The sequence below is a fragment of the Halomicrobium sp. HM KBTZ05 genome, assembly GCF_041530035.1.
Classification (GTDB): Archaea; Halobacteriota; Halobacteria; order Halobacteriales; family Haloarculaceae; genus Halomicrobium.
Genome location: NZ_CP168057.1, coordinates 2,307,703 through 2,330,883, shown reverse-complemented (window position 1 = coordinate 2,330,883; position 23,181 = coordinate 2,307,703). Strand labels below are relative to the sequence as shown.

Annotated in this window: 24 protein-coding genes and 1 tRNA gene; 10 read left to right on the top strand and 15 right to left on the bottom strand. The window is 64.3% G+C overall.

The window, feature by feature from the left end; translation table 11 throughout:
* The first annotated feature begins 85 nt into the window (after positions 1-85).
* The 3 genes from ACAH01_RS12125 (at position 86) to ACAH01_RS12115 (ending at position 1,672) form a co-directional block, all read left to right on the top strand.
* Positions 86-159: transfer RNA gene (locus ACAH01_RS12125), tRNA-Val, on the top strand.
* Positions 160-515: 356 nt separating this feature from the next.
* Entirely contained in the window at positions 516-872 is a 357-nt protein-coding gene (locus tag ACAH01_RS12120) for a hypothetical protein (protein WP_170093808.1), read from the top strand.
* 80 nt (positions 873-952) lie between these two features.
* Positions 953-1,672 carry a helix-turn-helix domain-containing protein gene (locus tag ACAH01_RS12115; protein WP_170093809.1) on the top strand — a complete coding sequence of 240 codons (720 nt, stop codon included), beginning with the start codon at positions 953-955 and terminating at the stop codon, positions 1,670-1,672.
* On the opposite strand, the gene ACAH01_RS12110 is transcribed toward ACAH01_RS12115, so the two are convergent.
* Together ACAH01_RS12110 and ACAH01_RS12105 are read right to left on the bottom strand one after the other, a co-directional pair.
* Positions 1,669-2,154, bottom strand: coding sequence for an HTH domain-containing protein (locus tag ACAH01_RS12110; protein WP_372479350.1), 486 nt, complete (start codon positions 2,152-2,154; stop codon positions 1,669-1,671). The genes ACAH01_RS12115 and ACAH01_RS12110 overlap by 4 nt on opposite strands.
* Positions 2,155-2,500: 346 nt before the next feature.
* Positions 2,501-2,809 (bottom strand): lycopene cyclase domain-containing protein, encoded by a 309-nt coding sequence (locus tag ACAH01_RS12105; protein WP_170093811.1) that lies wholly within the window; start codon positions 2,807-2,809, stop codon positions 2,501-2,503.
* Between the two features lie 126 nt (positions 2,810-2,935).
* Between ACAH01_RS12105 and ACAH01_RS12100 the strand changes: the two genes are divergently transcribed.
* Positions 2,936-4,081, top strand: coding sequence for a CBS domain-containing protein (locus tag ACAH01_RS12100; RefSeq protein ID WP_170093812.1), 1,146 nt, complete (start codon positions 2,936-2,938; stop codon positions 4,079-4,081).
* Positions 4,082-4,123: 42 nt separating this feature from the next.
* Here the strand turns inward: ACAH01_RS12100 and ACAH01_RS12095 are convergent, their stop codons facing one another.
* Complete coding sequence (locus ACAH01_RS12095; RefSeq protein WP_372479349.1) at positions 4,124-4,417, bottom strand: hypothetical protein; 294 nt, start codon at positions 4,415-4,417, stop codon at positions 4,124-4,126.
* A gap of 100 nt (positions 4,418-4,517) precedes the next feature.
* Complete coding sequence (locus tag ACAH01_RS12090) at positions 4,518-5,270, bottom strand: winged helix-turn-helix transcriptional regulator (protein ID WP_170093814.1); 753 nt, start codon at positions 5,268-5,270, stop codon at positions 4,518-4,520.
* A 279-nt stretch (positions 5,271-5,549) separates the two neighbouring features.
* Between ACAH01_RS12090 and ACAH01_RS12085 the strand changes: the two genes are divergently transcribed.
* The 3 genes from ACAH01_RS12085 (at position 5,550) to ACAH01_RS12075 (ending at position 8,419) form a co-directional block, all read left to right on the top strand.
* Positions 5,550-5,915 carry a hypothetical protein gene (locus tag ACAH01_RS12085; protein ID WP_372479348.1) on the top strand — a complete coding sequence of 122 codons (366 nt, stop codon included), beginning with the start codon at positions 5,550-5,552 and terminating at the stop codon, positions 5,913-5,915.
* Between the two features lie 125 nt (positions 5,916-6,040).
* The gene (locus ACAH01_RS12080; RefSeq protein WP_372479347.1) at positions 6,041-6,751 is read left to right on the top strand and encodes a TrkA family potassium uptake protein; all 711 of its coding nucleotides are present in this window, start codon (positions 6,041-6,043) and stop codon (positions 6,749-6,751) included.
* 108 nt (positions 6,752-6,859) lie between these two features.
* Positions 6,860-8,419, top strand: coding sequence for a TrkH family potassium uptake protein (locus ACAH01_RS12075; RefSeq protein ID WP_372479346.1), 1,560 nt, complete (start codon positions 6,860-6,862; stop codon positions 8,417-8,419).
* Positions 8,420-8,464: 45 nt separating this feature from the next.
* On the opposite strand, the gene ACAH01_RS12070 is transcribed toward ACAH01_RS12075, so the two are convergent.
* A complete protein-coding gene (locus ACAH01_RS12070) occupies positions 8,465-9,733 on the bottom strand; it encodes an RNA-guided endonuclease InsQ/TnpB family protein (protein ID WP_372479345.1) in 1,269 nt (422 codons plus the stop codon).
* Positions 9,734-9,901: 168 nt separating this feature from the next.
* Complete coding sequence (locus ACAH01_RS12065) at positions 9,902-12,124, bottom strand: CDC48 family AAA ATPase (protein ID WP_372479344.1); 2,223 nt, start codon at positions 12,122-12,124, stop codon at positions 9,902-9,904.
* Between the two features lie 213 nt (positions 12,125-12,337).
* Between ACAH01_RS12065 and ACAH01_RS12060 the strand changes: the two genes are divergently transcribed.
* Positions 12,338-12,748, top strand: coding sequence for a universal stress protein (locus tag ACAH01_RS12060; RefSeq protein WP_372479343.1), 411 nt, complete (start codon positions 12,338-12,340; stop codon positions 12,746-12,748).
* Positions 12,749-12,794: 46 nt separating this feature from the next.
* A complete protein-coding gene (larC, locus tag ACAH01_RS12055; protein WP_372479342.1) occupies positions 12,795-14,102 on the top strand; it encodes a nickel pincer cofactor biosynthesis protein LarC in 1,308 nt (435 codons plus the stop codon).
* Positions 14,103-14,105: 3 nt separating this feature from the next.
* Here larC and ACAH01_RS12050 read toward each other — a convergent pair whose 3' ends face one another.
* Together ACAH01_RS12050 and ACAH01_RS12045 are read right to left on the bottom strand one after the other, a co-directional pair.
* A complete protein-coding gene (locus ACAH01_RS12050; RefSeq protein ID WP_170093821.1) occupies positions 14,106-14,393 on the bottom strand; it encodes a hypothetical protein in 288 nt (95 codons plus the stop codon).
* A 53-nt stretch (positions 14,394-14,446) separates the two neighbouring features.
* A complete protein-coding gene (locus ACAH01_RS12045; protein WP_372479341.1) occupies positions 14,447-15,184 on the bottom strand; it encodes a hypothetical protein in 738 nt (245 codons plus the stop codon).
* A 113-nt stretch (positions 15,185-15,297) separates the two neighbouring features.
* Between ACAH01_RS12045 and radB the strand changes: the two genes are divergently transcribed.
* Positions 15,298-16,005, top strand: a complete 708-nt coding sequence (radB, locus tag ACAH01_RS12040; RefSeq protein WP_372479340.1) for a DNA repair and recombination protein RadB — start codon at positions 15,298-15,300, stop codon at positions 16,003-16,005.
* 90 nt (positions 16,006-16,095) lie between these two features.
* Here the strand turns inward: radB and phoU (ACAH01_RS12035) are convergent, their stop codons facing one another.
* From phoU (ACAH01_RS12035) to ACAH01_RS12005, 7 genes are all read right to left on the bottom strand, one after another.
* Entirely contained in the window at positions 16,096-16,776 is a 681-nt protein-coding gene (phoU, locus tag ACAH01_RS12035) for a phosphate signaling complex protein PhoU (RefSeq protein WP_372479339.1), read from the bottom strand.
* Between the two features lie 216 nt (positions 16,777-16,992).
* Positions 16,993-17,661, bottom strand: coding sequence for a phosphate signaling complex protein PhoU (gene phoU, locus ACAH01_RS12030; protein WP_170093825.1), 669 nt, complete (start codon positions 17,659-17,661; stop codon positions 16,993-16,995).
* 105 nt (positions 17,662-17,766) lie between these two features.
* The gene (locus ACAH01_RS12025) at positions 17,767-18,435 is read right to left on the bottom strand and encodes an HAD family hydrolase (RefSeq protein WP_372479338.1); all 669 of its coding nucleotides are present in this window, start codon (positions 18,433-18,435) and stop codon (positions 17,767-17,769) included.
* Between the two features lie 9 nt (positions 18,436-18,444).
* Complete coding sequence (pstB, locus tag ACAH01_RS12020) at positions 18,445-19,338, bottom strand: phosphate ABC transporter ATP-binding protein PstB (protein WP_372479337.1); 894 nt, start codon at positions 19,336-19,338, stop codon at positions 18,445-18,447.
* 6 nt (positions 19,339-19,344) lie between these two features.
* The gene (gene pstA / locus ACAH01_RS12015) at positions 19,345-21,042 is read right to left on the bottom strand and encodes a phosphate ABC transporter permease PstA (RefSeq protein ID WP_372479336.1); all 1,698 of its coding nucleotides are present in this window, start codon (positions 21,040-21,042) and stop codon (positions 19,345-19,347) included.
* A 25-nt stretch (positions 21,043-21,067) separates the two neighbouring features.
* The gene (gene pstC, locus ACAH01_RS12010; RefSeq protein ID WP_170093829.1) at positions 21,068-22,000 is read right to left on the bottom strand and encodes a phosphate ABC transporter permease subunit PstC; all 933 of its coding nucleotides are present in this window, start codon (positions 21,998-22,000) and stop codon (positions 21,068-21,070) included.
* 51 nt (positions 22,001-22,051) lie between these two features.
* Complete coding sequence (locus ACAH01_RS12005) at positions 22,052-23,047, bottom strand: PstS family phosphate ABC transporter substrate-binding protein (RefSeq protein WP_372479335.1); 996 nt, start codon at positions 23,045-23,047, stop codon at positions 22,052-22,054.
* Positions 23,048-23,181: the final 134 nt, after the last annotated feature.

The following is a 23,181-nucleotide window of genomic DNA, read 5'->3' as shown; positions in this document are numbered from 1 at the left end:
CAACCCACAGACGGCGCTGGGATTCGCTTTCGAAACATTCAATTATACCCCTCTGCAACGGATGAGTGTAGATAGAAGCCAACGCGGGTTGGTGGTCTAGTTGGTTATGACACCTCCTTGACATGGAGGAGGCCGGCGGTTCAAATCCGCCCCAACCCATTTCTGCGACGAACGGACGTGAGGAGCGAATGGCGCTGTGATTTGAACCCTATCAGTCGCGCACAGCGCAGCGAGCACGTCTGATTTCGGTTCAAATCCGCCCCAACCCATTTTTGACGACACAAACCGCGAGCGGAGCGATTCGTTCGCCGGTCTGGATTCCGCCCCAGTCGACAGACGGCACCGCTTCGGGGACACTTCCTCGTGAGTGTTGCGTGTGGCTCGGCGGTGGCCTCTCGGAAGCCGGCGTTTCGAAACCGCCGCTGGACGACGGTGTGCCGGCTGTGTCACAATTTTTCGCGTGCGATACCGCCGGTCCCAATAGCTTCATACGCCGTCCGCCAGAGTGTGATCACATGGACGAGACGATCACCTCACGTCGCCCGTTCGAACAGTTCGTGCTGCTGGCGGTCGCCGAACTGACCATCGAAGGAGAGACGCCCGTCCAGTCCCACGTGGTGACGGAGACGATCAAAGACCAGCTCGATACGGTCGCTCGTGATCCGTTCGGCGGCGTCGAACGACAGCAGGTCGTGTCGGCGCTGGGATCGCTCGCGGCGGACGACCTGTTGTCGACCGAGCGAACCACGTCGGCGACGGGGAAGGGGCGGCCGGCCTACGACGCCGAGGTCGGCGTGAAGACGATCGTGGAGACACTCCTGGACGACGACACGGTCGGTCCCTACGCCGAGCGCCTGCAAACGACAGTCTGAGCGCCGTCTCTCCACCGCGGGGCTGTCGATCGGCGTCTCGGAACGAAATCCACTTGGAGATAGCCAACCGACCTCCGCGTATGCGCGAGTTCGAGTTCACGGTCCAGTACGAGTCGGGCGCGGACGACCTGATGGACCTCTTCGTCGAGACTCCGTCGCTCTACGCTCGCTCGCAGGCCTGTTTCGCCAACGCGGACGCGATGTGGCGAATCGACCGCATCGTCGGCCCGTCGGACGTGCTCGACCGACTCGACGATCTCTATCTCGACGAGTCGATCTGTAACGAGTGTCTGGACATGGAGCAGTGTTCGTCCACACGCGAGTACCAGCTTCTGGACGCCGGTCCGGAGCATCGTCTGGTCTACACGCGCCGCCAGGAGATCGACCGCTGTCACTCTATCCCGTATCTGGCCGTCGACTACGTGGGCGACGGGGTGCTGTTCGACGCGGAACGGTCCGGCGACGAGTACGTCTGGCGAGTCCTGATGCCGGAAGCGACGCCGGTCGGCGAGCTGTACGACGCGATCGAGCGGAACCTCAGAGACGGACTGACGCTCGAACTGGGCCACGTCGGCGGGATCGACGGCTGGCGCGGCGACGATGCCTTCGACGCCGATCTCACCGTCGAGGAGCGTCGAACCCTACAAGCGGCCGTCGACGCGGGATACTACCGGACGCCACGGGAGACGACTGTCGGCGAACTGGGCGAACGACTGGACGTGCCGCGATCGACGGTACAGTACCGGTTACAGCGAGCGGAGGGCAAAGCCGTCGAACAGTTCGCCGACGGCAGTCTCTAGACGATCGAGGCGTTGCTCGCTTCCTGCTCGATGGCCGGTGGTTCGCCGGCTTCCAGGCGTTCGAGCCGGTCTATGATCGTGTGGACCACGTCACCATTCGTACAGGGAGCCACGTGCTGGAGTTCCCCGCCCTCGTACTCGGCCAGCCCCATCACGGGCAGGATCATCGCCGAGTAGTCGTCGGTGATCTCCGAGGAGATCTCGGTCGTCTGGTAGAACGACTCCAGCGAGACGTTGTTCGACAGCGCCCACTGCTTGAACTCGGCGACGCGATTGAGGATGTACCGACCCTCTTCTGTGTGAGCGGCCGCCGACTCTCGGGACACCTGCTTGCCCCAGACGATGACCGAGAAGTCTTCGATCGCGTCGTCCTGGTCCAGCGTTTCGAGTCGCTCGATGACGGCCGCCTGTCGCTCGTGGGCACCGTCCGGAACGAGCGACCGGACGTAGAGTTCGATGTGGGGGGTGGGGGTATCGGACATGGTTCAGTTGATCTACGTGTCAGAACACGCGCATCACACTAATACTTTGCGTGGACCCGTTGACGTGGGTAACATTCACATACAAAATAGTGGGTAGAGCGGTTTTGCACTAGCTTTGACAGCAGCTGGTTCTGTGATCGTTCAACTCACAGGGAGAAACGCTTTCCAACTATAATCGGATGTTTAAGAAATGCTATACTGATCGGTCCGCGGTGTCTCGCTGCTGCGGTCGGAGAACGGTCGCCGTCGTCGCTGGCTCTCCGGTGCCGCCTCGCACCGTCTGTGTCGGCGCGTTACGATATCGCTCCCTCGGTTGCGACGGCCACGGGACGAACAGCCGACAGCGTCAGTCGTCGTCGAGTCGCGCGAGTGTCTCGTGAGCGCCGACGACCATCGCCGGAACGACGAGCATGAAGATGTGTTCCTCGATCGGGATCCCAAGCAGTTCGACGCCAGTTCGCATCGGGATCGCGAACACGCCGACCTCCAGCGTGTACCAGTCCCAGACGTACGCGAACGGATAGAGGACGGCGATCGTTCGGGCGGCAGTCCGGGCCGCGTCGGCGTACCAGAGCAGGCCGGCCGCGACGAGACCCCACACGATCTCTGTCGCGAGGTACGTGTACGGACCGAGGACGGTGATGTCCGGGAGCACGCCGGGTGTTCGGGCGCTGGCACAATGAACTGCGGGGGTGAGCGAGTCCGACGAGCGTTCTCAGGGGCTGGAACCGGAACCAACTTTGATTACCTCCGGCGTCGAACCCTCGTAATGGGAAGTACGATGAATATAGCTGATATTGCCACTAGTGATTTTGTTGAACTCGACGCCGATGTCCGCCTCGGGAAAGTGCGCTCGATCTTCGAGCGCGAGAACCCCAAGGGAATCGTCATCACCGAGGACGGGGCGTACGCCGGCGTGATTACCCAGAAGCAGCTGGTCCAGTCCCACGTCGAGGACAACGCGAAGGCAGGTGCGATGATGCGGTCGGCCCCGAAAGTCGAACGCCACGACGACGTCCGCGAGGTCGCTCGCGTCCTCGTCGAGGGCGGTGCGAAGATCGCACCGGTCTTCGAGGGCGACTCTCTGTGGGGCGTCGTCACGGGCGACGACATTCTCGACGCCGTCCTGGAGAATCTCGATGCTCTCACCGTCGAACAGATCTACACCAAAGACGTCGTGACGATCACCGAGGAGACCCACGTCGGGCAAGCGATCAACCTCCTACGCAAGCACGGCATCTCTCGTATCCCCGTGCTCGACGACGACGGGGACCTCTCTGGCATGGTCACGACCCACGACATCGTCGACGTGGTCGTCCGAGACATGAACAAGGCGACGCGGGGCGACCGCTCGGGCGAGAACGACCGCGTCCTCGATCTACCGGTCTACGACGTGATGAACAGCCCCGTCGAGACGACCTCGCTTGACGACTCCGTTCGCGACGCCGTCGAGCGGATGCTCGAAAACGACTTCGCCGGCCTCGTGGTCACGCCGGACCACGACGACTCGCTGGTCGCCGGCATCGTCACCAAGACGGACGTGCTCCGCGCGCTGACGTTCACCGAGGAGGACCACATGGACGTACAGATCACCAACATCAACCTCCTGGACAACACGATCTCTCGGGACGACATCCGCGAGGAGATCGGCGACGTGGCCAGCAAGTACCAGGACATGCAGGTCCAGCACGCCCACGTGCGCTTCCACGAACACAAAGAGAAGCTCCGTGGCACGCCACTGATCCAGTGTCAGATCCGCCTGCGCACCAACAAGGGACAGGCCGCCGGCTCCGGCGAGGGCTACGGCTCCGACACGGCGTTCAACGTCGCCCTCGACAAGCTCCAGCGTAACGTCCTGGAGATGAAAGGCGTCCGCGCCGACGAGGAGTACCGCGGCCAGCTGCTGCGGAAGCTGGGCGAGCTGTAGGCTGTCAGCGGCGCTTTTTTGCGGTCGAAGGGAGTGAGGCGCTCAGGAGAGAACCTGATCGGGTGCGAACAGGACGACGGCGACCAGAGCCAGCAGGATCAGTATCGCGGTGACACGCAGGACGCCTGCGGTCCGTCGACGATCCGTCGGCAGGGACTCTGCGATCCCCGACAGGACGAAGCCCGCGGCCATGACGAGGAGAAAAGTGTTCGAACTGCCGCGCAGGGCACCGTAGGCGTAGACGCCCACGAACAGAACCGCTCCGAAGAACATCACGAGCGTCTTCGGGCTGCCGGCCGGTTCGTTCAGGACGACGGCTTCAATTTTGGAGGGCATCAATCGATACGTCTTCGCCGACGAACAAATAGCGTGTGATATCGCGGTGGGCTCCTCCCGACGCCCTGGCCGTCGAGAGACGCACCAGGTCGTCGACGGCTTAGGGCGTCGATTCGGTCCCGAACACTTCGAGAGCGTCTCTCTCCAGTCCCGTCTTCGAGAACAGCGAGACGACATCGCCGGTCTCGATGACCGTCTCGCCCTTGGGCGTGAGTACGTCGCCGCCGCGTTCGACACCGACCACCAGCATCTCGTCGCTCAGGAGTTCGTCCTCGACGGCCTCCTCGATCGTCAGCCCAGTGATCGCCGCTCCCTCCGACACCGTGAACTCGACGACTTCCGCGCCACCGGCGAGGCTCATGAAGTCGGTCAGGGACGGCCCCTTCGGTGCGTCTTCCGGGCCGAAGGGATCGTACGGTCGATGGTACGCCCCATCGATGACGTTCTCGTCTTCGATCGTTACTCCGAGGTCCGACAACTCGCCCGCGATACGGCCGACATCGCTCGTATCCGAGCCGACGACGGTTATCGTGAGATTCGAGTTCCCGGTCATCAGCTTCCGGACGGTCACGACTCCGGAGACCTCCAGCGCGGACTGTGCGAGCCGATCACGCTCCGGAATCGGTGCGGTACAGCTGAACTGGTAGGTGACGTGTCCCTCGATAGACTTGTAGTCGATGTCCGCGAGATATCCCCGCAACACCCCCTCCTGTTCGAGTTGCCGAATCCGGTTGCGGATCGTCGCCGGTGTCACCTCCATCTCTTCGGCGATCTCCGGCGCGGCCGTGTTTCGGGCATCCTGAGCCAGGTAGTAGAGAATGCGTTTGTCGATCTCGTCAACGCGGTACTCCATACTGGAACTACGGTTATAACGCATAATTAACCCCCGATTCGCAGGTGTACTGGCGGGCATCGTCTTGGTTCGTCGTTGTCATACTCACCCGCACGAATTCTTGATCGAAAAATATTCTGCATCAGATTTTCGATGGCGAAACTCTAACCGGAGTATTTATTACGCCGCGAAAATTTAGCAGAGGACAGCGTTCCACAGAGACGACACAACCGTTCGAGTCGGCCACCGAGTGCGCGTCGCCGGTCCCGGTGACCGATTCAGAGGCACACGACAACCACCATGACAGCAACCAACAGCAGTCCACCCGAGGATATCCCCGACAGCGTCGTCACCGCACTCCAGGACAGCGACGACGGCCAGCTCAGGGAGATCATCCACTACGCCCAGCAGCTGCTCGGAGAACACCCGTCGATCACCGACGCCATCGAGTCGCGCGAGGGTGAGGAACTCGTCCGGACCGAGGATCACGGCGCGTACACCATCGCAGTCGTGAAACGCCCGGACGAGACGGGCGAAGCGCATGGCCCCTTCACGTACCGAGTCCGGTGGGCCCCGCCCGTCGAGGACGAGGACGGAGGGGGCAAGTACCACTGGCACTATCTTGGACGGGTACACGGCGACTCGGAGGGGAAGTCTCGTGACTGACGCCACTGGGTCCCGGACTTCGCCCCTCGGAAGTGGCGACAGCCGACACACACCGTCCCGTCGTCACCTCGGCTGTCCGGTCCCCTGACTGTATCGTCGTTCGACTAACCCACCATCACACACTCATGTACATCATCGTCGTCGGCGCGGGAGACATCGGCACGCCGCTGATAGAGATCGCAACGCGCTCTGGAAACGAGGTCGTCGTCATCGAACGAGACCCGGAGAGAGCAGACGAGGTCGCCAGCGAACACGACTGCCTGGTCGTCAACGCGGACGCGACGGTAAAGGAGACCCTGCGTGACGCCGGGGCCCAGCGGGCAGACGCGATCATCGCCACGAGCGATCAGGACGCGACGAACGTGATGATCTCGCTGCTGGCCCAGGAACTCGACATACCGGCGATCGTGTCGGTTGTCCACAACCCCGAGCACATGAACCTCTTTCGCCAGATCGGCGTCAACACGATCGAGAACCCACAGCGACTCATCGCCGATTATCTCTTTCGAGCCGTCGAGCGACCGTCGGTCGTCGACTACATGCGAGTCGGGGACGTGGCCGAGGTGTTCGAGATCACCGTCGCAGAGGACGCCCCGATCGCCGGGATGACACTAGGGGAAGCCGACGAGGCCGGCCTGCTCGACGACGAGACGCTCGTCGTCGCGATCGAACGGCCCGAGGCCGACTCCCCGATCACGCCCCGCGGAGAGACCCGGATCGAGCACGAGGACCTGTTGACCGTCTACTCGGGGATCGGCGCGACACCGGCGGTGACCGACATCTTCGGCCACTACGAGGACCACGAAGCGAACGAGTCTGACGGCTTCGGATTTTGAACACGACTGACACGACGATGAGCAAACACTCGACGATCAGGTCCCGCCCGACCGACCACACCGTCGGCGGGTGGTCCCTGGGGACCGAAGGGACGGGAGTGCTGTAACATGAAAGTGAACACGAACACCGTCGGTCGAGACGTTGGCCGCATCTTCCAGGCCATCTCGTTGATGATGGTCGCCTCGGTCGTCGTCGCAGGCATCAACAGGGAGTTCTACGCGATACCCGCCTTCCTCCTCTCTGCCGCGCTGCTGGCCGGCATCGGGACCGGACTCGCCCGGTGGTACAGGTGGGCTGGGCCACCGGAGAAACGGGAGGCGATGGTCACCGCCGCGACGGCGTGGGCGCTCGTCGGCGTCTTCGGTGGCCTGCCTTTCTTCCTGATCGCGTGGACGATCCAGATCGATCCCTTCCCCGCCTGGACGAACACGCCGCCGATGGACGCGACGACCGCGGTGTTCCTCCATCCGCTCGACGCGGTCTTCGAGAGTATGAGCGGCTTTACCGGGACCGGACTCACGATGGCTGCCGTCGAGGAGAAACTGCCACGCTCCCTTCACTGGTGGCGGTCGTTCATCGAGTGGGTCGGCGGCGTCGGCGTCATCGTGTTGACCGTCGCGATTCTCCGGCGCGGTGGTTCCAGCAGCGGCTCGTACACGCTCTACGAGAGCGAGGCCCGGTCGGAAAAGATCCATCCGAGCATCGTGACGACGGTCCAGGAGATCTGGAAGATATTCGTTGGCCTCACTCTCGGCTCGATCGGTCTGTTCCTCCTCGCGGGCATGCCGCTGTGGGACGCCATCAACCACGGGATGACCGGCATCGCGACGGGTGGATTCTCCGTCCACGCCGAGTCGATCGGCCACTACGGGAGCCCCCTGATCGAGTACGCGACGGTCCCGATCATGGTCGCCGGCAGCATCGCATTCCCGATCCACTACCTGATCTTCAAAGGCGAGATCCGGAACTTCTACGCCGACCTGCAGACCCGCTGGGTGCTCATCTGGTTCTCGGTGGGATCGCTCGCACTGACGGGGATCCTCTTCGCCAACGGCCAGTACGCCACGCTCGAAGAGACGTTTCGCACCGCACTGTTCCAGTTCGTCTCTGCGACTTCGAACACCGGCTTCGGGAGCACGACGATCGGCGGCGGAACGGAGTCGGTCTGGAGTGCCGGCGCAACGCTGTTGACGTGTGTCGGGATGCTCACCGGCGGGGCGGCCGGATCGACGGTGAGCGGACTGAAGCTCATCCGCGTGATCACGATCGTCAAGGGGACTGCCTGGCAGATCCAGGACATCTTCTACCCCCAGACGGCGATCCGCTATCTCACGATCGGGAACCGCCGACTCAGCGAAGAGCAGGCGCAGCGAGAGTTCACCGAAGCGACGGTCGTGTTCGTCCTCTGGATCACGTTCCTCGCCATCGGCGTTGCCGTCCTCCTGCGCGTGCTCTCGCCGGCACATCCCCTGGAGTACGTGATCTTCGACGTGATGAGCGCACAGAGTAACGTCGGCCTCGACTCCGGCATTACCGGCCCGACGATGCCAGAACCGGCGAAGGCAATGCTGATCGTCAACATGTGGGTTGGACGGCTCGAAATCATCCCGATCGCCGTCCTGCTGGGCTCGGTCGTACAGCGACTGAACCTCTACCGATCCGGTTGACATCCTCCCCGTCCTGAAGGGCGAGGATTCCCGAGCGTTGGGATATTACGGTTCGCAACCCACCTGTTCCCTCGGGCGGAACGACCCAGAGGTTTGGTTGAACAGGTAGGCTACTGGCCGTGCCAAACGACCGTTACTCATATCCTCCGTTGGAGGATTCTGAGTTATCTTTCTGCGAATATTCACCGCACCATTCACGTCCGCGTTCATCGTTGCACAGCACGATTCACAGACGTACAGGCCACGTTCCACACGGTTGGCGTCACGCTTCCGTCCACAGCACGAACACGTCTTCGACGTATCTCTCTCGGAAACACGGTCAACAAGAATTCCGTGTTCCTCTGCTTTGTACTCCAAGAGCGTCGTGAAGCGGTCAAACTCCCACCCGTGGAGTTTCTTGTTCCCGCTTCGACCCCAGTTCCGTGACTCTCCGTTCTCGTCTTCACGAATCTCACTCAAGTCACCGATGGCAATACGACCAACTTCGTGGCCGATGCACCGCTCTACAACGTGCTTGGCGAGCGAGTGCAGGAAGTGGTCTTTCCGACGCGAGAGTTTCTGTCGGGCGCGAAGCGCACGGTGTGACGGACCGTTCTCGCCCTCTGTGTCGTACTCGTCACGAGTGAAGTAGTGCTTGTCCTGCTTCAGCACGTTCCCCGGATACAACTCGGCGTCACCGTTGTCGTAAGCGATCGCGAGGTAGTTCTTGATGCCGAGGTCGATCCCCGCCGTGTTGTCTCCCGGTGCGTCCTCGACGGGAATTTCGACCTTACAGACGAGGTGCAGTTCCCAGCGGTCGCCGTTCCAGACGGCGCGAACCTGCTGGATGTTCTCCACAGTCACGTCTGGTCGTGTTTTGTACTCACAGAGGATGAAATCCGAGCGGTGGTTCTTTAGGTTGAATCCCTTGCTTAGACGAAGTTGGTTGTGCTTCGTGTCGTGCTTGATGCCTTTCTGCTTCCACGTCACGGTGGAGCGCGGGTGTTCGTCGCCGTGTTTGCGATAGCCCGGTGGGTTGGCGTCCTCGTCTCCGCGTTGGCGTGCTTTGTACCAACTGGTGAACGACTCAGCAAGCTCTTCAAGAACTCGCTGACTTGACTGAGAATGTAGGTCACTGTATCGTTCGTGTTCCTTGAGTTCGGATTTGAGTTCGCCGTCGTCGGGTATTTCCCCGTCTTCATCCCATCGGCCTTGCGTGTAGTATCGGGCGACATTCCACAGTTTCGACGCGGAGAACCCGCACTGGTTGAGGTCGTCACTCACCTGTTGGTGGTTAACGATTTTCGCTCGATAGGTGCGAGTTGTCTCCAGCATCGGACTGTATTCATAACTAGTTATGGGAGATTGTATATTAAACACAACGACTGGGCGTGGAATATCCAGCAGTGCCATGGAACGTGGTTAGTGGAGGAGTTGTCGGCTGTATCCCCGCCCTAAAGGGCGAGGTTTTAGCCTTGAAACGTCCATAAGAGCGGCGGACGGTTACTGGAAGCCGATGCGGCCGCCGCCTTGAGTCTGCTGGGGTTCGCCGCCGCCCTTGAACTCGTCTTGCATCTGCTCGTAGTAGTCGCGGATGTCGTCGGTGATCGTCGGGCGCACGTTCTCCATGGCCTGCCGGAAGTGCTTCATCTCGACCATGTCGGCGTCGTCGTCCTCGCGCAGCGCCTCGATGGCGGCCTCGCGGCCGATCGACTCCAGGTCGGAGCCGACGTAGCCGCCGGTCATCTCAGCGAGTTCGCGCAGGCTCACGTCCGGCGACAGCGGCGTGTCGTCGGTGTGGATCTTGAGGATCTGCTCGCGACCCTCGATGCCGGGTTCGCCGACCATCACGAGGCGGTCGAAGCGACCCGAGCGGATCAGTGCCGGATCGATCATGTCCGGCCGGTTGGTCGCGCCGATCACCATCACGTCCTCCATCTCTTCGAGCCCGTCGAGTTCGGTCAGCAGCTGGTTGACGACGCGCTCGGAGACGTTGCTCCCGGTCTCGCCGCCACGTCCCGGTGCGAGCGAGTCGAGTTCGTCGAAGAAGATCACCGTCGGTGCGACCTGCCGGGCCTTCCGGAAGGTCTGACGGATCGCCTTCTCCGACTCGCCGACCCACTTCGAGAGGAGCTGTGGGCCCCGCACCGAGATGAAGTTGGCGTCGGTCTCGTTGGCGACGGCTTTGGCCATCAGGGTCTTGCCGGTCCCCGGCGGCCCGTACAGCAGGACGCCAGAGGGCGGCGAGACGCCCATGCGATCGAACTTCTCCGGGCTGTTCATCGGCCACTCGACGGACTCCTGGACCTGCTCTTTGGCGTCGTCGAGGCCGCCCACGTCGTCCCAGGAGATCTTCGGGAGCTCGACCAGCACCTCCCGCATGGCGCTCGGACTCACCTCGTTGAGGGCACCGCGGAAGTCCTCGCGTTTGATGATCATGCGGTCGATCAGGCTCGGCGGGATGTCCTCCTCGTCTAAGTCGATCTCGGGGAGGTACCGGCGCAGCGCCTTCATCGCGGCCTCTTTGGTCAGGCTCTCGATGTCGGCACCGACGAACCCGTGGGTCTCGGTCGCCAGGTTCGAGAGGGCCACGTCGTCCGAGAGGGGCATCCCGCGGGTGTGGATCTGGAGGATCTCCTCGCGGCCGACCTCGTCGGGAACGCCGATCTCGATCTCGCGGTCGAACCGGCCCGGTCGGCGCAGTGCGGGATCGACGCTGTCGACGCGGTTGGTCGCGGCGATGACGATGACCTGCCCGCGGGATTCGAGGCCGTCCATCATCGTCAGCAGCTGGGCGACGACACGGCGCTCGACCTCGCCGGTCACGTCCTCGCGCTTGGGCGCGATCGAGTCCAGTTCGTCGATGAAGATGATCGAGGGGGCCTCCTCGCTGGCGTCCTCGAAGATCTCCCTGAGTTGCTGTTCGGACTCGCCGTAGTACTTCGAGATGATCTCCGGACCGGCAATAGAGAAGAAACTGGCAGAGGTCTCGTTGGCGACGGCCTTCGCGAGCAGGGTCTTGCCCGTGCCCGGTGGACCGTGGAGCAACACCCCCTGTGGCGGCTCGATGCCGAGCTTCTTGAAGATCTGGGGGTGTTTCATCGGCAACTCGACCATCTCGCGGACCCGCTGGATCTCACTGGAGAGGCCGCCGATGTCCTCGTAGGTGATGCCCCCGCCGGTCTTCTCGAAGCCGCTGATTGGCTCTTCGCGCAACTCCACGTCCGTGTCCTCGGTGATGAGACAGACGCCCTCGGGCTCGGTCTCGACGGCGATCAGCGGGATCGCCTGGCCCGGCGAGCGCATGAACGGGTGGTTCGTACTGGACATCACGGGGACGATGTCGCGCTCGACGACCGGGCGCTTGAGGATCTGGCGCTTGACCATGCCCGCCGCGTCCGAGCCGAACTGGACGCTGGCTTCTTCGGGCGGAGCCAGCACGAGCTTGTCGGCCTTCTCGGCGTCGGCCTTGCGAATCGTCACGCGTTCGCCGATACCCACGTCGGCGTTCTGTCGCGTGAAGCCGTCGATGCGCACCGTGTCGGTGTTCCAGTCCTGTCGATCCGCACGCCACACTTTCGCGGCGGTGGTGTCACTTCCCTCGATCTCGATGATGTCGCCGGGCGAGAGTTTGAGATGCAAGAGCGTGTCCGGATCCAGGCGAGCGATACCGCGCCCCGAGTCGTTCGGGTACGCTTTCGCGACCTCCAGTTGAACCTCGTTCATAGTTAGTCTGCGGGGATACCTGATTTCAGTCGTGACCGGAGATATGCTTTATGCTACCGGCGGTCCCCTGTTCGTCCGGCAGGTACTTATGTTATCATGTGTCACACCCGTGCGGCCGCGTTATCGACGCCGCCACCGTACGTCGGTTGCCCATTCATGTCACACCTTGCCGTGGTGGTAGCTTTCATAGGGCTGGCCGAGAAAGCCGCGACTATGGTGTTTCTCGTTCCGTACGATGGATCGTCGCCGGCCCGTGTGGCACTCGAACGCGCAGTCGAGTACGGTACGGCGCTGGATCGCGATGTCGTCGCCGTCAGCTACATCCCGACCGGCAACAGCTACGCCGAGCGCCGGCAGTGGGTGGATCTCGACGACGACTTCCCGCTGGAATCGGTCACGCAGGACCTCGAACGCAAGATCGAGGAGGCGACCGACGACACGGAACTGCGCTACACCGACGTGAGCGCACACTCGCCTGCGGGTGGCTTCTCCGAGGACGTTCGCCAGACTGCCGGCGACGTGGACGCGACCGTCCTGTTCGTCGGGAGCGACGACGAGGACGTGGTCGTGCCGGTCGGCGAGGAAGCCGACGAGGAGTACGACGTCCACGTCGTCCGCAACTGATCGGCGCTTCGGGGTACTTTTCTTTCGGCGTACCGACGCAACGGGTATGCGAACACTCGCTTTCGACGGCCGCATGGGTGCCAGCGGCGACATGCTGCTCGCTGCCCTCCTGGCCGTCGGTGCCGATCGCGACGCCCTCGCCCCCGTCGAGGACGCCCTCCCGATCCGGTACGAACTCTCCGAGACGGTCGAACGCGGGATCGGTGCCACGAGCGTCGCGGTCGTGTTGACCGACGTAGACGAGGCTCGGACGGACGGGACCGACGCGAACCACCAGATGCCTTCGAAGGTACCGGGGCACGACCACAGCCACGACCACGCGGACGGCGGCCACGGTCACACTCACGGCGACACCGCCGCCGAGGGGCACGGTCCGTCCCGGTCGCTGGGCGAGGTTCGCGAGATCGTCGGGGAGATGGCCCTCCCCGCCAGCGTCGAGCGCGACGCGCTGGCGATCTTCGAGATCCTCGGCGAGGCCGAAGCCGCGGTCCACGACATCACGCTCGACGAGATGCACTTCCACGAGGTCGGGGCCGACGACGCCATCGCCGACATCGTCGGCGTCTGTCTCCTGCTGGACGACCTCGGCGTCGAACGCGTCGTCACGACGCCGCTCTCCGCGGGCGGTGGCACCGTCGAGATGAGCCACGGGACCTACCCCGTTCCCGGCCCGGCCGTCGTCGAGATCGCCGAGCGCGCCGACTGGTCGCTCGCTGGCGGACCCGTCGACGCCGAGTTGCTGACGCCGACCGGCGCGGCGATCCTCGCACACCTCGCCGACGGCGTCGACGCGCTGCCGGAACTCGCCGTCGAGGCGTCTGGCTACGGCGCTGGGGGGTACTCGTTCGAGAACCGCCCGAACGTCCTGCGGGCGATCGTCGGCGACGGTGGCGGCGGGCTCCGTCGTGACGAGATCACCGTCCTGGAGACGAACCTCGACGATACGACGCCGGAGGTGCTGGGTAGCTTGCAGGAACGACTGCAGGAGGCGGGGGCGCGAGACGTGTCGATCCTCCCGGCCACGATGAAGAAGTCACGGCCGGGCCACCTCGTCAAGGTGGTCTGCAAGCCGGCAGACAGCGAGCGCGTCGCGCGCCGACTCGCCGAGGAGACGGGAACGCTGGGCGTGCGAGCCCACGGTGCCGGCCACCGCTGGATCGCCGACCGCGAGATCGTCACGGCCACGGTCGAGATCGACGGCGACGCCTACGAGATCAACGTGAAGGTCGCCACCGACAGCGAGGGCACCGTCTTCGACGTGAGCGGCGAGTACGACGACGCCGCCGCGGTCGCAGACGAGACCGGACTGCCCGTCCGCGAGGTGCTTCGCCGGGCCGAAGACGCCGTCCGGTAGCCGTCAGGGATCTGCACGCTGACGGTCGGTCGCCAGCGAGTCGTCCAGGACCGTCTTCAGGATCGCGACCGCCCCGACGGCCACGAGCAGGAAGCCGGCGATCTCGGTCAGGAAACCGGAGACGCTCAGCAGCAGGCGCTGGAGGAAGGGTGGCAGCAGGGCGACGACGATGGACAGCGGTTCGAGGACGTTCCAGTTCCGGACGGCCAGTCCCACGAAGACGACACCGTAGAGGACGAGCAGTTTCCGTTTGGCCGCGTACGCGAGCGTCGCACCGAGTGGAGGGCGCATGGTTCGAGAGGCTCCCGCGCGTCCAAAATGGATTTCAGGTCGTCGTCAGCCGGTCACTCGTCGTCGCCGTCGCGGTGCTCGGCCAGCGCCTCCTCGATCGTCAACTGCCCGTCCGCGACTCGGCGGGCCAGGCCCTCGCCGATGGCCCGGTTCGTCTCGCTTTGCTCCCGGGAGCGCTCTTTGATGCGCTTGAGTTCGCCCGCGGTGGGGTCGATCTCGCGGGACTCGATCTCCTCGCCCTCGATGCGGGCGATGTTGACCGCCGCGAGCACGTCGCCCATGCCACGGGTCCCCGTTCCGAGGTGTGGCGTCGTCCCGGTCTCGTCGACCAGTTCGACGGTCACGTCGCCCAGATCGTCGATGATCCGCGCCCCCAGCAGCCGCGCGCCGTCGCCGATCCGGACGAGCGGGTCGACCGCGTCGGCCAGCTCCTCGTGGACGGCCTCGGCGACCTGGTCGGCCGGCACCTGGAACGCGGCCACGACCATCTCGCCCGAGAGGACGGCGATGCCAGGCCGGTCACCGGGGTCGATCCCGACGACCAGCTTGCCGCCGTTGCCCCGCAGCAACGAGACCACCTCGTCGACGGCCGCACGCGGTGTCGCCGGATCCGCTCGCACGACTTCGACGCCCGCCGGCTCGTGACTCTCGTCGGCCGCCGTCACGACGACGCTGGTCTCGTCGGGCAGTTCCTCGCCCGGCTCGATCGTCGTGAAGTCGACGCCGCGGTCCCGCAGCTCGCCGACGACGCCGTGGTACACCTCGAAGTCCGCGGTTGCGACGACGATCACTAGTCGTCACTTGTCGCTCGCCTCCAAGTATCTACCGTCGCAGGTGCCGATCAGCGAACGCAGGTCACGCGTCGGTCGTCAGCGTTTAACCGCGCCTCACCGTAGCCGAGGACGTGAGCGAGTACGTTTCGACCGGCTGCGCGGAGATCGACGACCTGCTCGGTGGCGGGTTCGAGCGCGGCGCGGTCACTCAGATCTACGGCCCACCGGCAGCGGGCAAGACGAACCTCGCGCTCAGTGGCGCAGTCGAAGTGGCGGCCGCCGGCGAATCGGCGCTGTACATCGACACGGAGGGACTGTCGGCCGACCGGATGGAGCAGATCGCAGGGGCGCGCGCCGACGAGACGGACGAGACGCTCGCGGACCTGGCCGAACGGATCGTCGTCTCCGAGGCGCTCGACTTCGAGGACCAGGAGGTCGCCGTCCAGGACGCCGCGGAGCTGGCCTCGCAGGTCGAGTTGATCGTCCTCGACAGCGCGACCGGCTTCTACCGGCTCGAACGGGACGACGGCGACGGCGGCGAGGCGCTGCGAGACGTGGCCCGTCAGATCACGCACCTGCTCTCGCTGGCGCGCAAGCACGACCTGGCCGTGGCCGTCACGAATCAGGTCTTCGCGGACCCGGACAGCGACGGCACCCGAGCGCTGGGCGGCCACACGCTGAACCACTGGTCCGGCGCGATCGTCCGGCTCGACCGGTTCCGGGGCGGGAATCGGAGAGCGACACTGGAGAAACACCGCGCGAAGGCCGCGGGCGACACCGTCCAGTTCCGGATCACCGAGGCCGGTCTGGCCGGCGGACAGGACCGTTCGCTCGACTAGTCGCTCGGTCTGTCGTCTTCGCCCGCACTTTTCGGCTCGGGTCGGCACTGTCGACGACTCCTCCGCTCGCGAGGATGCAGACGGGTTCGATCAGTAGATCAGTTCGTCGTCGTTCTCGACCATGTACAGCGTCCGGGCGGCGATGTTGACGGCGTGATCGCCGACCCGTTCGAGGTCCCGAATCGTCAGCAGGAGACGCGACACGTCGTTCATCAGCTGTTCGATCTCCGCGTCGTCGGCACCGTCGCCGACCTCGCGCTCGATGAGGTCGCGGACGACCGCCTCCGAGGCGTCTTCACAGCGCTCGTCGATCTCGTCGTCCCGTTCGGCGATCTGGTAGCAGGCGTCGGTGTCCTCGTCGCGGTACCCCGCCATCGCGTCCTCGATCATCTCCAGGGTGTGGTCGGCGATGCCCTGGATGTCGACCTCGGGGAACATGTCCCGGTCGGCGGTGAGCGTGTACTCGCCGAGGTTGGTCGCCAGGTCGGCGACGCGTTCGAGGTCGGTGATGATCTTGAACGAGGCGGCGATGAAGCGCAGGTCACCGGCGACGGGCTGTTGGAGCGCCAGCAGGTCGACACAGTCCTGTTCGAGTTCGAGGTACATCTGGTTGATCTCGTCGTCGCCCTCGATGACTTCCCAGGCCAGCTCCTCGTCTTTCTGTTCGAGCGCGTCGAGTCCGACGCGGAACCGCTCCAGGACGACTTCGGACATGTAGAGGACGTCCTCCCGGAGCTCTTCGAGGCGTTCCTGATACGATTCGCGTGGCATGCACGGTCTTGCGCCGGACATCCGTATCAGGCTTTCCCTTCGACGAACTCCGGGCAGCTAATAGATCAGTTCGTCGTCGCTCTCACCCACCTTTTTGCGCGTCGGGTCAGCCGAGCTGACCACTCGCGCAAAAACGTGGGTGAAAAGGCTGGTCCTCACTTCGCTCGGACCAGTGAACCCCGCTCGATTCACTCGCGGGGATGCAGACAGAGTCGATCAGTAGATCAGTTCGTCGTCGCTCTCGATCATGTAGAAGGTCCGGGCAGCGATGTTGACGGCGTGGTCGCCGACCCGTTCGAGGTCACGGACGGTCAGGAGAAACTGTTTGGTGTCTGCCAGCAGCGTCTCGTGGTCGTCGCCGGCCGCGTCGTACGCCGCCAGGTATCGCACGAGGTCGTCGGCCGCGGCCTCACAGCGCTGATCGAGGTCCGTGTCGCCGGCCACGACCGTCCGACACTGTTCCGGGTCCTCCTCGACGTAGGCCGCGATCGCGTCGGCCACCTGGCTGCTGGCCATGTCCGCGATGTCTGCGATCGGGACGACGGTGAGGCGGTCGCGCCCGGGCGTCCCGGCGTACCGGCCGATGTTGGCGGCGAGGTCGGCGATTCGCTCCAGATCGGTGAGGATCTTGAACGTCGCGACGACGAATCTGAGATCGCCGGCCACGGGCTGTTGGAGCGCCAGCAGATCGATACACTCGCTTTCGAGTTCGAGATACAGCTCGTTGATCTCGTCGTCGCGCTGGGCGATCTCCCGGCCGCCGTCCTCGTCGCCGTCCTCGTAGGCGCGTGCCGCCTCGCGGAGGCGCTCGACGACCAGCGTCGCCATCGACGTGACGCCCTCTTTCAGTGCTTCGAGCTCTGTTTCGTAGCGATCTCGTGTCATGTGTCGATTGCGCGGGGGGAACTCATACGGATTGTTGTCGCCGTTTGCCAGGTCGATCGCACGAGGTCGTGCGGTCGATCCGGGACAGATCGACAACAATCCGTCTCACTCGATCCGGACGCCCAGTCGGTCGGCCAGTTCGTAGAGGTCTGTGACCTCGTAGGTCGGCGTCGCCGAGAGGTCGAGGTCGGCCCGGTGGTCACGCCGGACGAACGCCGAGTCGATCCCGGCCCGCTGGGCGGCGACCACGTCTTTCTCGCTGTCGCCGACGTACAGCGCCGATCGCGTGCCGAGGTCGTCGAGTGCCTGCTCGATGTAGCTTGGGTCTGGCTTCTTGCGTCTCGCCCCGTCGATGGTGGGGACGCGTCCGTACGCGGTCTCGAAGTGCCGCCCGAGGTCGTGGTGGTCGAGGATGAACTCGATCGTCGCGTGCTGGTTGTTGCTGACGAGCCCGGTCGCGTGTGGGAGCGCTTCGAGGACCGCCGTGTCGTCGTAGAGGGACTTCTCGCCACTGTGGATCGCCTCGCGCTGGATCGCACTGGCCTTCGCCTCCCGGCGTTGCCAGAACTCTGCGGGGTCGATGTCGAAGCGGCGTTCGAAGGCCTCGCCGGGTGGTCCGTCACTGGCGGCCATCTCGCGGGCGCGCTCCTCGTCGACCGATACGTCGAACGCCGCGAACGCCTCGCCGACGGCTTCGGCCAGCAGCCGTTCGTCGGTCCGTTCGATCAACACGCCGTCGTTGTCGAAGACGACGGCGTCGTAGTCGGGTGCCATTCGTCGGTGTTATCCGAACTTGCCGGTGATGTAGTCCTCGACGCGCTGGTGCTCGGGGTTCTCGAAGATCGACTGCGTGTCGCCGAACTCGACGAGTTCGCCGCCGGTGAGGAAGACGGCGGTCTTGTCCGAGATCCGGGCGGCCTGTTGCATGTTGTGTGTGACGATGACGACAGTAAACTCTTCGGCCAGTTCCTCGATGAGGTCCTCGATCTTCGAGGTGGCGATCGGGTCCAGCGCCGACGCCGGCTCGTCCATGAGGATCACGTCGGGATCGACGGCGATGGCCCGCGCGATACAGAGGCGCTGTTGTTGCCCACCCGAGAGGTCGAGCGCGGACTTGTCGAGCTGGTCCTCGACTTCGTCCCACAGCGCCGCTCGCTTGAGTGCCGTCTCGACCTTCTCGTCCAGGTTCTCGGTCTCGTCCTGGATCCGCAGGCCGTAGGCGACGTTGTCGTAGATGCTCTTGGGGAAGGGGTTGGGGTGCTGGAACACCATCCCGATCCGGCGGCGCAGTGCGACCGAGTCCACGTCGTCGTCGTAGATGTTCTTGCCCTCGAAGTAGAGTTCGCCCTCGACCCTGGCGGCGTCGATGAGGTCGTTCATCCGGTTGATACACCGCAGGAACGTGGACTTCCCACAGCCCGATGGGCCGATCATCGCCGTCACCTGATTCTCTGGGATCGACATGGTGATGTCCTGTAGCGCCTGTACGTCGCCGTAGAAGACGTCCAGGTCCCGGGCCTCGATGACCTGCTCACGACCGGTCTGGGCACCGCCGTCGGTGCCGTCGACCTCGATCGACTGGTCGACGAGTGGCTCACCCGACGGGTCCGGGGTGGAAGTGGTCGCAGCGGCCGTGGGATCGGTACTGTCGTCGCTCGTCATCTCGTTCTGTGTCATGAATTGTCACTCTCGTTGATACCGGTTGCGGATGACGATCGCAGTCGCGTTCATCACCAGCAACACCGCCAGGAGCGTGATCACGCCAGCGGCGAGGACGCCGTGGCGAAACGCCGGCTCCAGTTCGCTCGACCAGCTGTAGATCTGTCGGGGCATCATACTCGCCACGTCGAAGAAGCCGTTCGGGGCGAGTCGCACCGACGCCGCCGCCCCGATCATCAGCAGCGGTGCCGTCTCGCCGATCGCGCGCCCGAGCGCCAGGATCGTCCCGGTGAGGATCCCCGGCAGCGCTTCGGGCAGGACGACCTGCCGGATCGTCTGCCAGCGGGTCGCCCCCATCCCGTAGGAGGCCTGTCGGAACGAGTCGGGCACCGAGCGGATCGCCTCCTGTGCGGAGATGATGACGATCGGCAAGATCAACAGGCCGACCGCGAGGCCGGCGACGACGATCGAGCCCTGGGGCCACTGGACGATCCGGATGAACAGTGCCAGTCCCAGCAGGCCGTAGACGACCGAGGGGACGCCGGCCAGGTTCCCGATGTTGATCTCGACGAGCGTGACGAACTTGCCCATCGCCCCCTCGGAGGGGGCGTACTCTTCGAGATAGATCGCCGCGCCGACGCCGACGGGGAACGTCGCCAGGACGATCACGATGATCATCATGATCGAGCCGACCATCGCGGGGTAGATCCCGGCGTCGGCGGCGGTCCGCGAGGTCGCACTGGTCAGGAACCCCCAGTCGAGCCAGGAGTCGGGACCGGCGAAGCCGGCGGCATCGACGACGACGCTGCCGACGGCCACGCCGAGGACGGCGATGACCGGGAAGGCCAGTCCGCGCACGCCTTCGCGACGGCGCACGACGCCCTCGACGTAGATGCCGACCGGCAGCGCGACGAACGCGACCAGCAGCATCCAGCCGCCGTAACCGATCCCGAGCGCCGGACCGGTGACGAGGCCGGCAAGCGCGCCGACGAGTGTCGCGCCGACGACCGCGAAGCCGGCCCGTCGGGAGTCTCGACGCCGGGCGACGAACACGCCGCCGGCCACGGCGAGTGGCGCGACCAGCGTCCCGAGGAGCAACAGCCAGTTGGTGGGCACGTACGGCAGGCGCAACAGCACTTCTCGCAGACTGATCACGCGGTGGTACAGCCCGAAGTCGACGCCCAGCGCCGCCGCCAGGTCGGTGACGAGCCAGTTGAACTGGGCCGGCGGGGTCCCCAGGACCGTCACGACCGGCGCGCCAAACAGCACGACGAGGCGTTCGAGGGCCGCGTTGGGCCGCAGGCGTCCGTGGGCGACGATCAGGCCGCCGGCCGCGACCAGCGAGGTCACCAGCGCGAACCACTCGAGGATCGAGAGCAACTCGATGAACATGACCACGAACCCGCCCGTGAGCAAGACGCCGACCACGGGGAGGCCGCTGGTCACGTACGCGACCTCGCCGGCCGGTTCGTCGAGCCGGTAGTAGTACACCGCGAGCGCGGCCAGCGGGGCCAGCACGGTCGCGGCGTAGGTGAGGAGCCACCCGCTGTCGGCCGAGAGCGGTCTGAACGCGTCGTTGGCGACGAACAGCAAGAGGAGCAACACGGAGACGAGTCCGAACGCGGTCGCCGCGAGGCAGGTCGCCTCGAACGCTCGCCCGCGGAGGTGGTTGACCGAGCTGTCGTCGCCGTGCCAGTCGACGTCCGGTTCCGTCGTCGCCATCAGTGCTCACCCATCGTTGTGTCGTTCATTCGTACTCCTCCCGGTATCGGGCTGCGATGCGGTTGCTCACGAGGTTCAGCAGGAACGTGATCACAAACAGCGTCAGCCCGATCGCGAACATGCTGCTGAACCCGAGCTGACTGACGCTGTCGGCGCTGTTGATCTGGACCATCGCGGCCGTCATCGGCTGGAATCCCTGCCAGAGGTTCTGGAGGGGCTCCGCGAGGTTCAGCATCCGGGGCTGACTGCCGGCCGCGACCACGACGATCATCGTCTCGCCGATGGCTCGCGACAGCGCGAGGATGAACGAGGAGAAGATCCCCGACGCCGCCGCGGGCAAGACCACGCCGGTGGTCACCTCGAACTTCGTCGCTCCCATCCCGTAGCCGGCCCGCCGCAGCGAGTCCGGGACGGAGCTCATGGCGTCTTCGCTCAGGCTGGACACCATCGGGATGATCATGATCCCGACCATGATCGACGGGCTGAGAATGTTGAAGGTGTTGACCGGCAGGCCGATCGTCCGCAGGAACGGTGTCACGTAGACGAGCGCGAAGATCCCGTAGACGACGGTCGGAATCCCCGCGAGGACTTCCAGACCGGGCTTTAACACCGAGCGCATCCGGTCGCTGGCGTACTCGCTGAGATACACCGCCGCCGCGACGCCGGTCGGCAGGGCGATCAGCGCGGAGATCACCGTCACCAGCAGGGTGCCACTCAACAGCGGGAGCAGCCCGTAGACGTTCCGGCTGAGGAGAAACTCCGTCCCGCCGAAGAACTCGAGCGGGTTCACGAGCGTGAAGAAGGTGATCGCGTCCCGCGCGAGCAACACGACGATGCTGATCGTCACGAGAATCGACAGCGCCGCACACAGCAACAGGACGTACCGGTACATCCGTTCGCGCGCCGCACGCCCGCGTGGTCTGGACGTGATATCCGGTTCGGGCGTCTCGGCGCTCATCGTGTTCGCCTCCGTGTGTTCTCCATGTGTGTGTCCTGAGACAGCACTGTTCTATCCGGCGACCTCTTCGAGCTTGGCGAGGTTCTCGTCGCGTTGCTCGGCGCTGGACGGGACGTAGCCGATGTCCTGTACCACGTCCGTTTCGGACTGTTCGAGGTAGTACCGGACGTACTCGTACACTTCCTCGCGCTGGAGCGCCGACTCGGCGACGTAGAGAAAGAGCGGCCGCGCCATCGGGTAGGAGCCGTCCTTGGCGTTCGGGAGGCTCGGGGATGTACACTCCCCGTCTGTCTCGACCTTGACGTCGATCGCCTTGACGGCTTCCGAGTTCGAGTTGTAGTACGCGTAGCCGAAGTATCCCATGCCGCCTTCGTTGTCGCGGATCCCCCGAACGATCGTCTCGTCTTCTTCGGTCGGCTGGTAGTCGGTCGTGTGCTGGGTCTCCTCGCCGACGACGTTCTCGTTGAACCAGTCGAAGGTCCCGGAGGTCGACGCCGGACCGTAGAGTTCGAGTTTCCGGTCGGGCCAGTCATCGCGTACGTCCGACCAGTGGGTAACGTCGTTGTCACTCCAGATCTGGCGCAGTTCCTCGAAGCTCATGCACTCGACCCACTCGGCGTCGTTGTTGACGGCCATCGTCAGCGCGTCGCCAGCGACCTGGAACTCGATCGGTTCCACGTCGTTGGTCGTACACTGCTCGACCTCGGCGTCCGTGATCGGCCGTGACGCGCCGTTGATGTCGGAGTCACCGGCACAGAACCAGTTTTCGAAGCCGCCACCGCTCCCAGTCGGGTCGACGGTGACGTTGACCTCGCCGTGTTCTTCCATGAACTTCTCGGCCATCGTGTCAGATATCGGGAAGACAGTGCTGCTTCCCTTCACGATGACCTGCCCGGAGAGACCGTCGCCGCCACCACCGTCGTCGGAACCGCCGCCCCACGCGTCCCGACGCGTGTTCTGGACACAACCCGACAGCGCCGTCACACCGGCCAACCCTCCGGCGATAAATTTCCGACGCGAAACGTCCCTGTTGGGGTCCCGTGTCATCGTCTGAAGCGTACTCAGGGGTGAATAAGTACTCTACTATGAAGAGTACCAAACTGTACGTAGTCTATATAGGAGTATGTTTGGTATAGATATCCATGGAGAGAAAAACGCCAGTCACACCGCCGTTACTCCCT

What these genes read in the sequence shown, in the direction of transcription:
- ACAH01_RS12075 (WP_372479346.1), top strand. Translation starts at nt 6,860, where the DNA reads ATGAAAGTGAACACGAACACCGTCGGTCGAGACGTTGGCCGCATCTTC.
- ACAH01_RS12005 (WP_372479335.1), bottom strand. Translation starts at nt 23,047, where the DNA reads ATGACACGGGACCCCAACAGGGACGTTTCGCGTCGGAAATTTATCGCC.
- larC (WP_372479342.1), top strand. Translation starts at nt 12,795, where the DNA reads ATGCGAACACTCGCTTTCGACGGCCGCATGGGTGCCAGCGGCGACATG.
- pstB (WP_372479337.1), bottom strand. Translation starts at nt 19,338, where the DNA reads ATGACACAGAACGAGATGACGAGCGACGACAGTACCGATCCCACGGCC.
- ACAH01_RS12110 (WP_372479350.1), bottom strand. Translation starts at nt 2,154, where the DNA reads ATGTCCGATACCCCCACCCCCCACATCGAACTCTACGTCCGGTCGCTC.
- ACAH01_RS12050 (WP_170093821.1), bottom strand. Translation starts at nt 14,393, where the DNA reads ATGCGCCCTCCACTCGGTGCGACGCTCGCGTACGCGGCCAAACGGAAA.
- ACAH01_RS12085 (WP_372479348.1), top strand. Translation starts at nt 5,550, where the DNA reads ATGACAGCAACCAACAGCAGTCCACCCGAGGATATCCCCGACAGCGTC.
- ACAH01_RS12070 (WP_372479345.1), bottom strand. Translation starts at nt 9,733, where the DNA reads ATGCTGGAGACAACTCGCACCTATCGAGCGAAAATCGTTAACCACCAA.
- ACAH01_RS12100 (WP_170093812.1), top strand. Translation starts at nt 2,936, where the DNA reads ATGAATATAGCTGATATTGCCACTAGTGATTTTGTTGAACTCGACGCC.
- phoU (WP_372479339.1), bottom strand. Translation starts at nt 16,776, where the DNA reads ATGCCACGCGAATCGTATCAGGAACGCCTCGAAGAGCTCCGGGAGGAC.
- ACAH01_RS12115 (WP_170093809.1), top strand. Translation starts at nt 953, where the DNA reads ATGCGCGAGTTCGAGTTCACGGTCCAGTACGAGTCGGGCGCGGACGAC.
- pstC (WP_170093829.1), bottom strand. Translation starts at nt 22,000, where the DNA reads ATGAGCGCCGAGACGCCCGAACCGGATATCACGTCCAGACCACGCGGG.
- ACAH01_RS12065 (WP_372479344.1), bottom strand. Translation starts at nt 12,124, where the DNA reads ATGAACGAGGTTCAACTGGAGGTCGCGAAAGCGTACCCGAACGACTCG.
- ACAH01_RS12090 (WP_170093814.1), bottom strand. Translation starts at nt 5,270, where the DNA reads ATGGAGTACCGCGTTGACGAGATCGACAAACGCATTCTCTACTACCTG.
- ACAH01_RS12120 (WP_170093808.1), top strand. Translation starts at nt 516, where the DNA reads ATGGACGAGACGATCACCTCACGTCGCCCGTTCGAACAGTTCGTGCTG.
- ACAH01_RS12080 (WP_372479347.1), top strand. Translation starts at nt 6,041, where the DNA reads ATGTACATCATCGTCGTCGGCGCGGGAGACATCGGCACGCCGCTGATA.
- ACAH01_RS12025 (WP_372479338.1), bottom strand. Translation starts at nt 18,435, where the DNA reads ATGGCACCCGACTACGACGCCGTCGTCTTCGACAACGACGGCGTGTTG.
- pstA (WP_372479336.1), bottom strand. Translation starts at nt 21,042, where the DNA reads ATGGCGACGACGGAACCGGACGTCGACTGGCACGGCGACGACAGCTCG.
- ACAH01_RS12060 (WP_372479343.1), top strand. Translation starts at nt 12,338, where the DNA reads ATGGTGTTTCTCGTTCCGTACGATGGATCGTCGCCGGCCCGTGTGGCA.
- phoU (WP_170093825.1), bottom strand. Translation starts at nt 17,661, where the DNA reads ATGACACGAGATCGCTACGAAACAGAGCTCGAAGCACTGAAAGAGGGC.
- ACAH01_RS12095 (WP_372479349.1), bottom strand. Translation starts at nt 4,417, where the DNA reads ATGCCCTCCAAAATTGAAGCCGTCGTCCTGAACGAACCGGCCGGCAGC.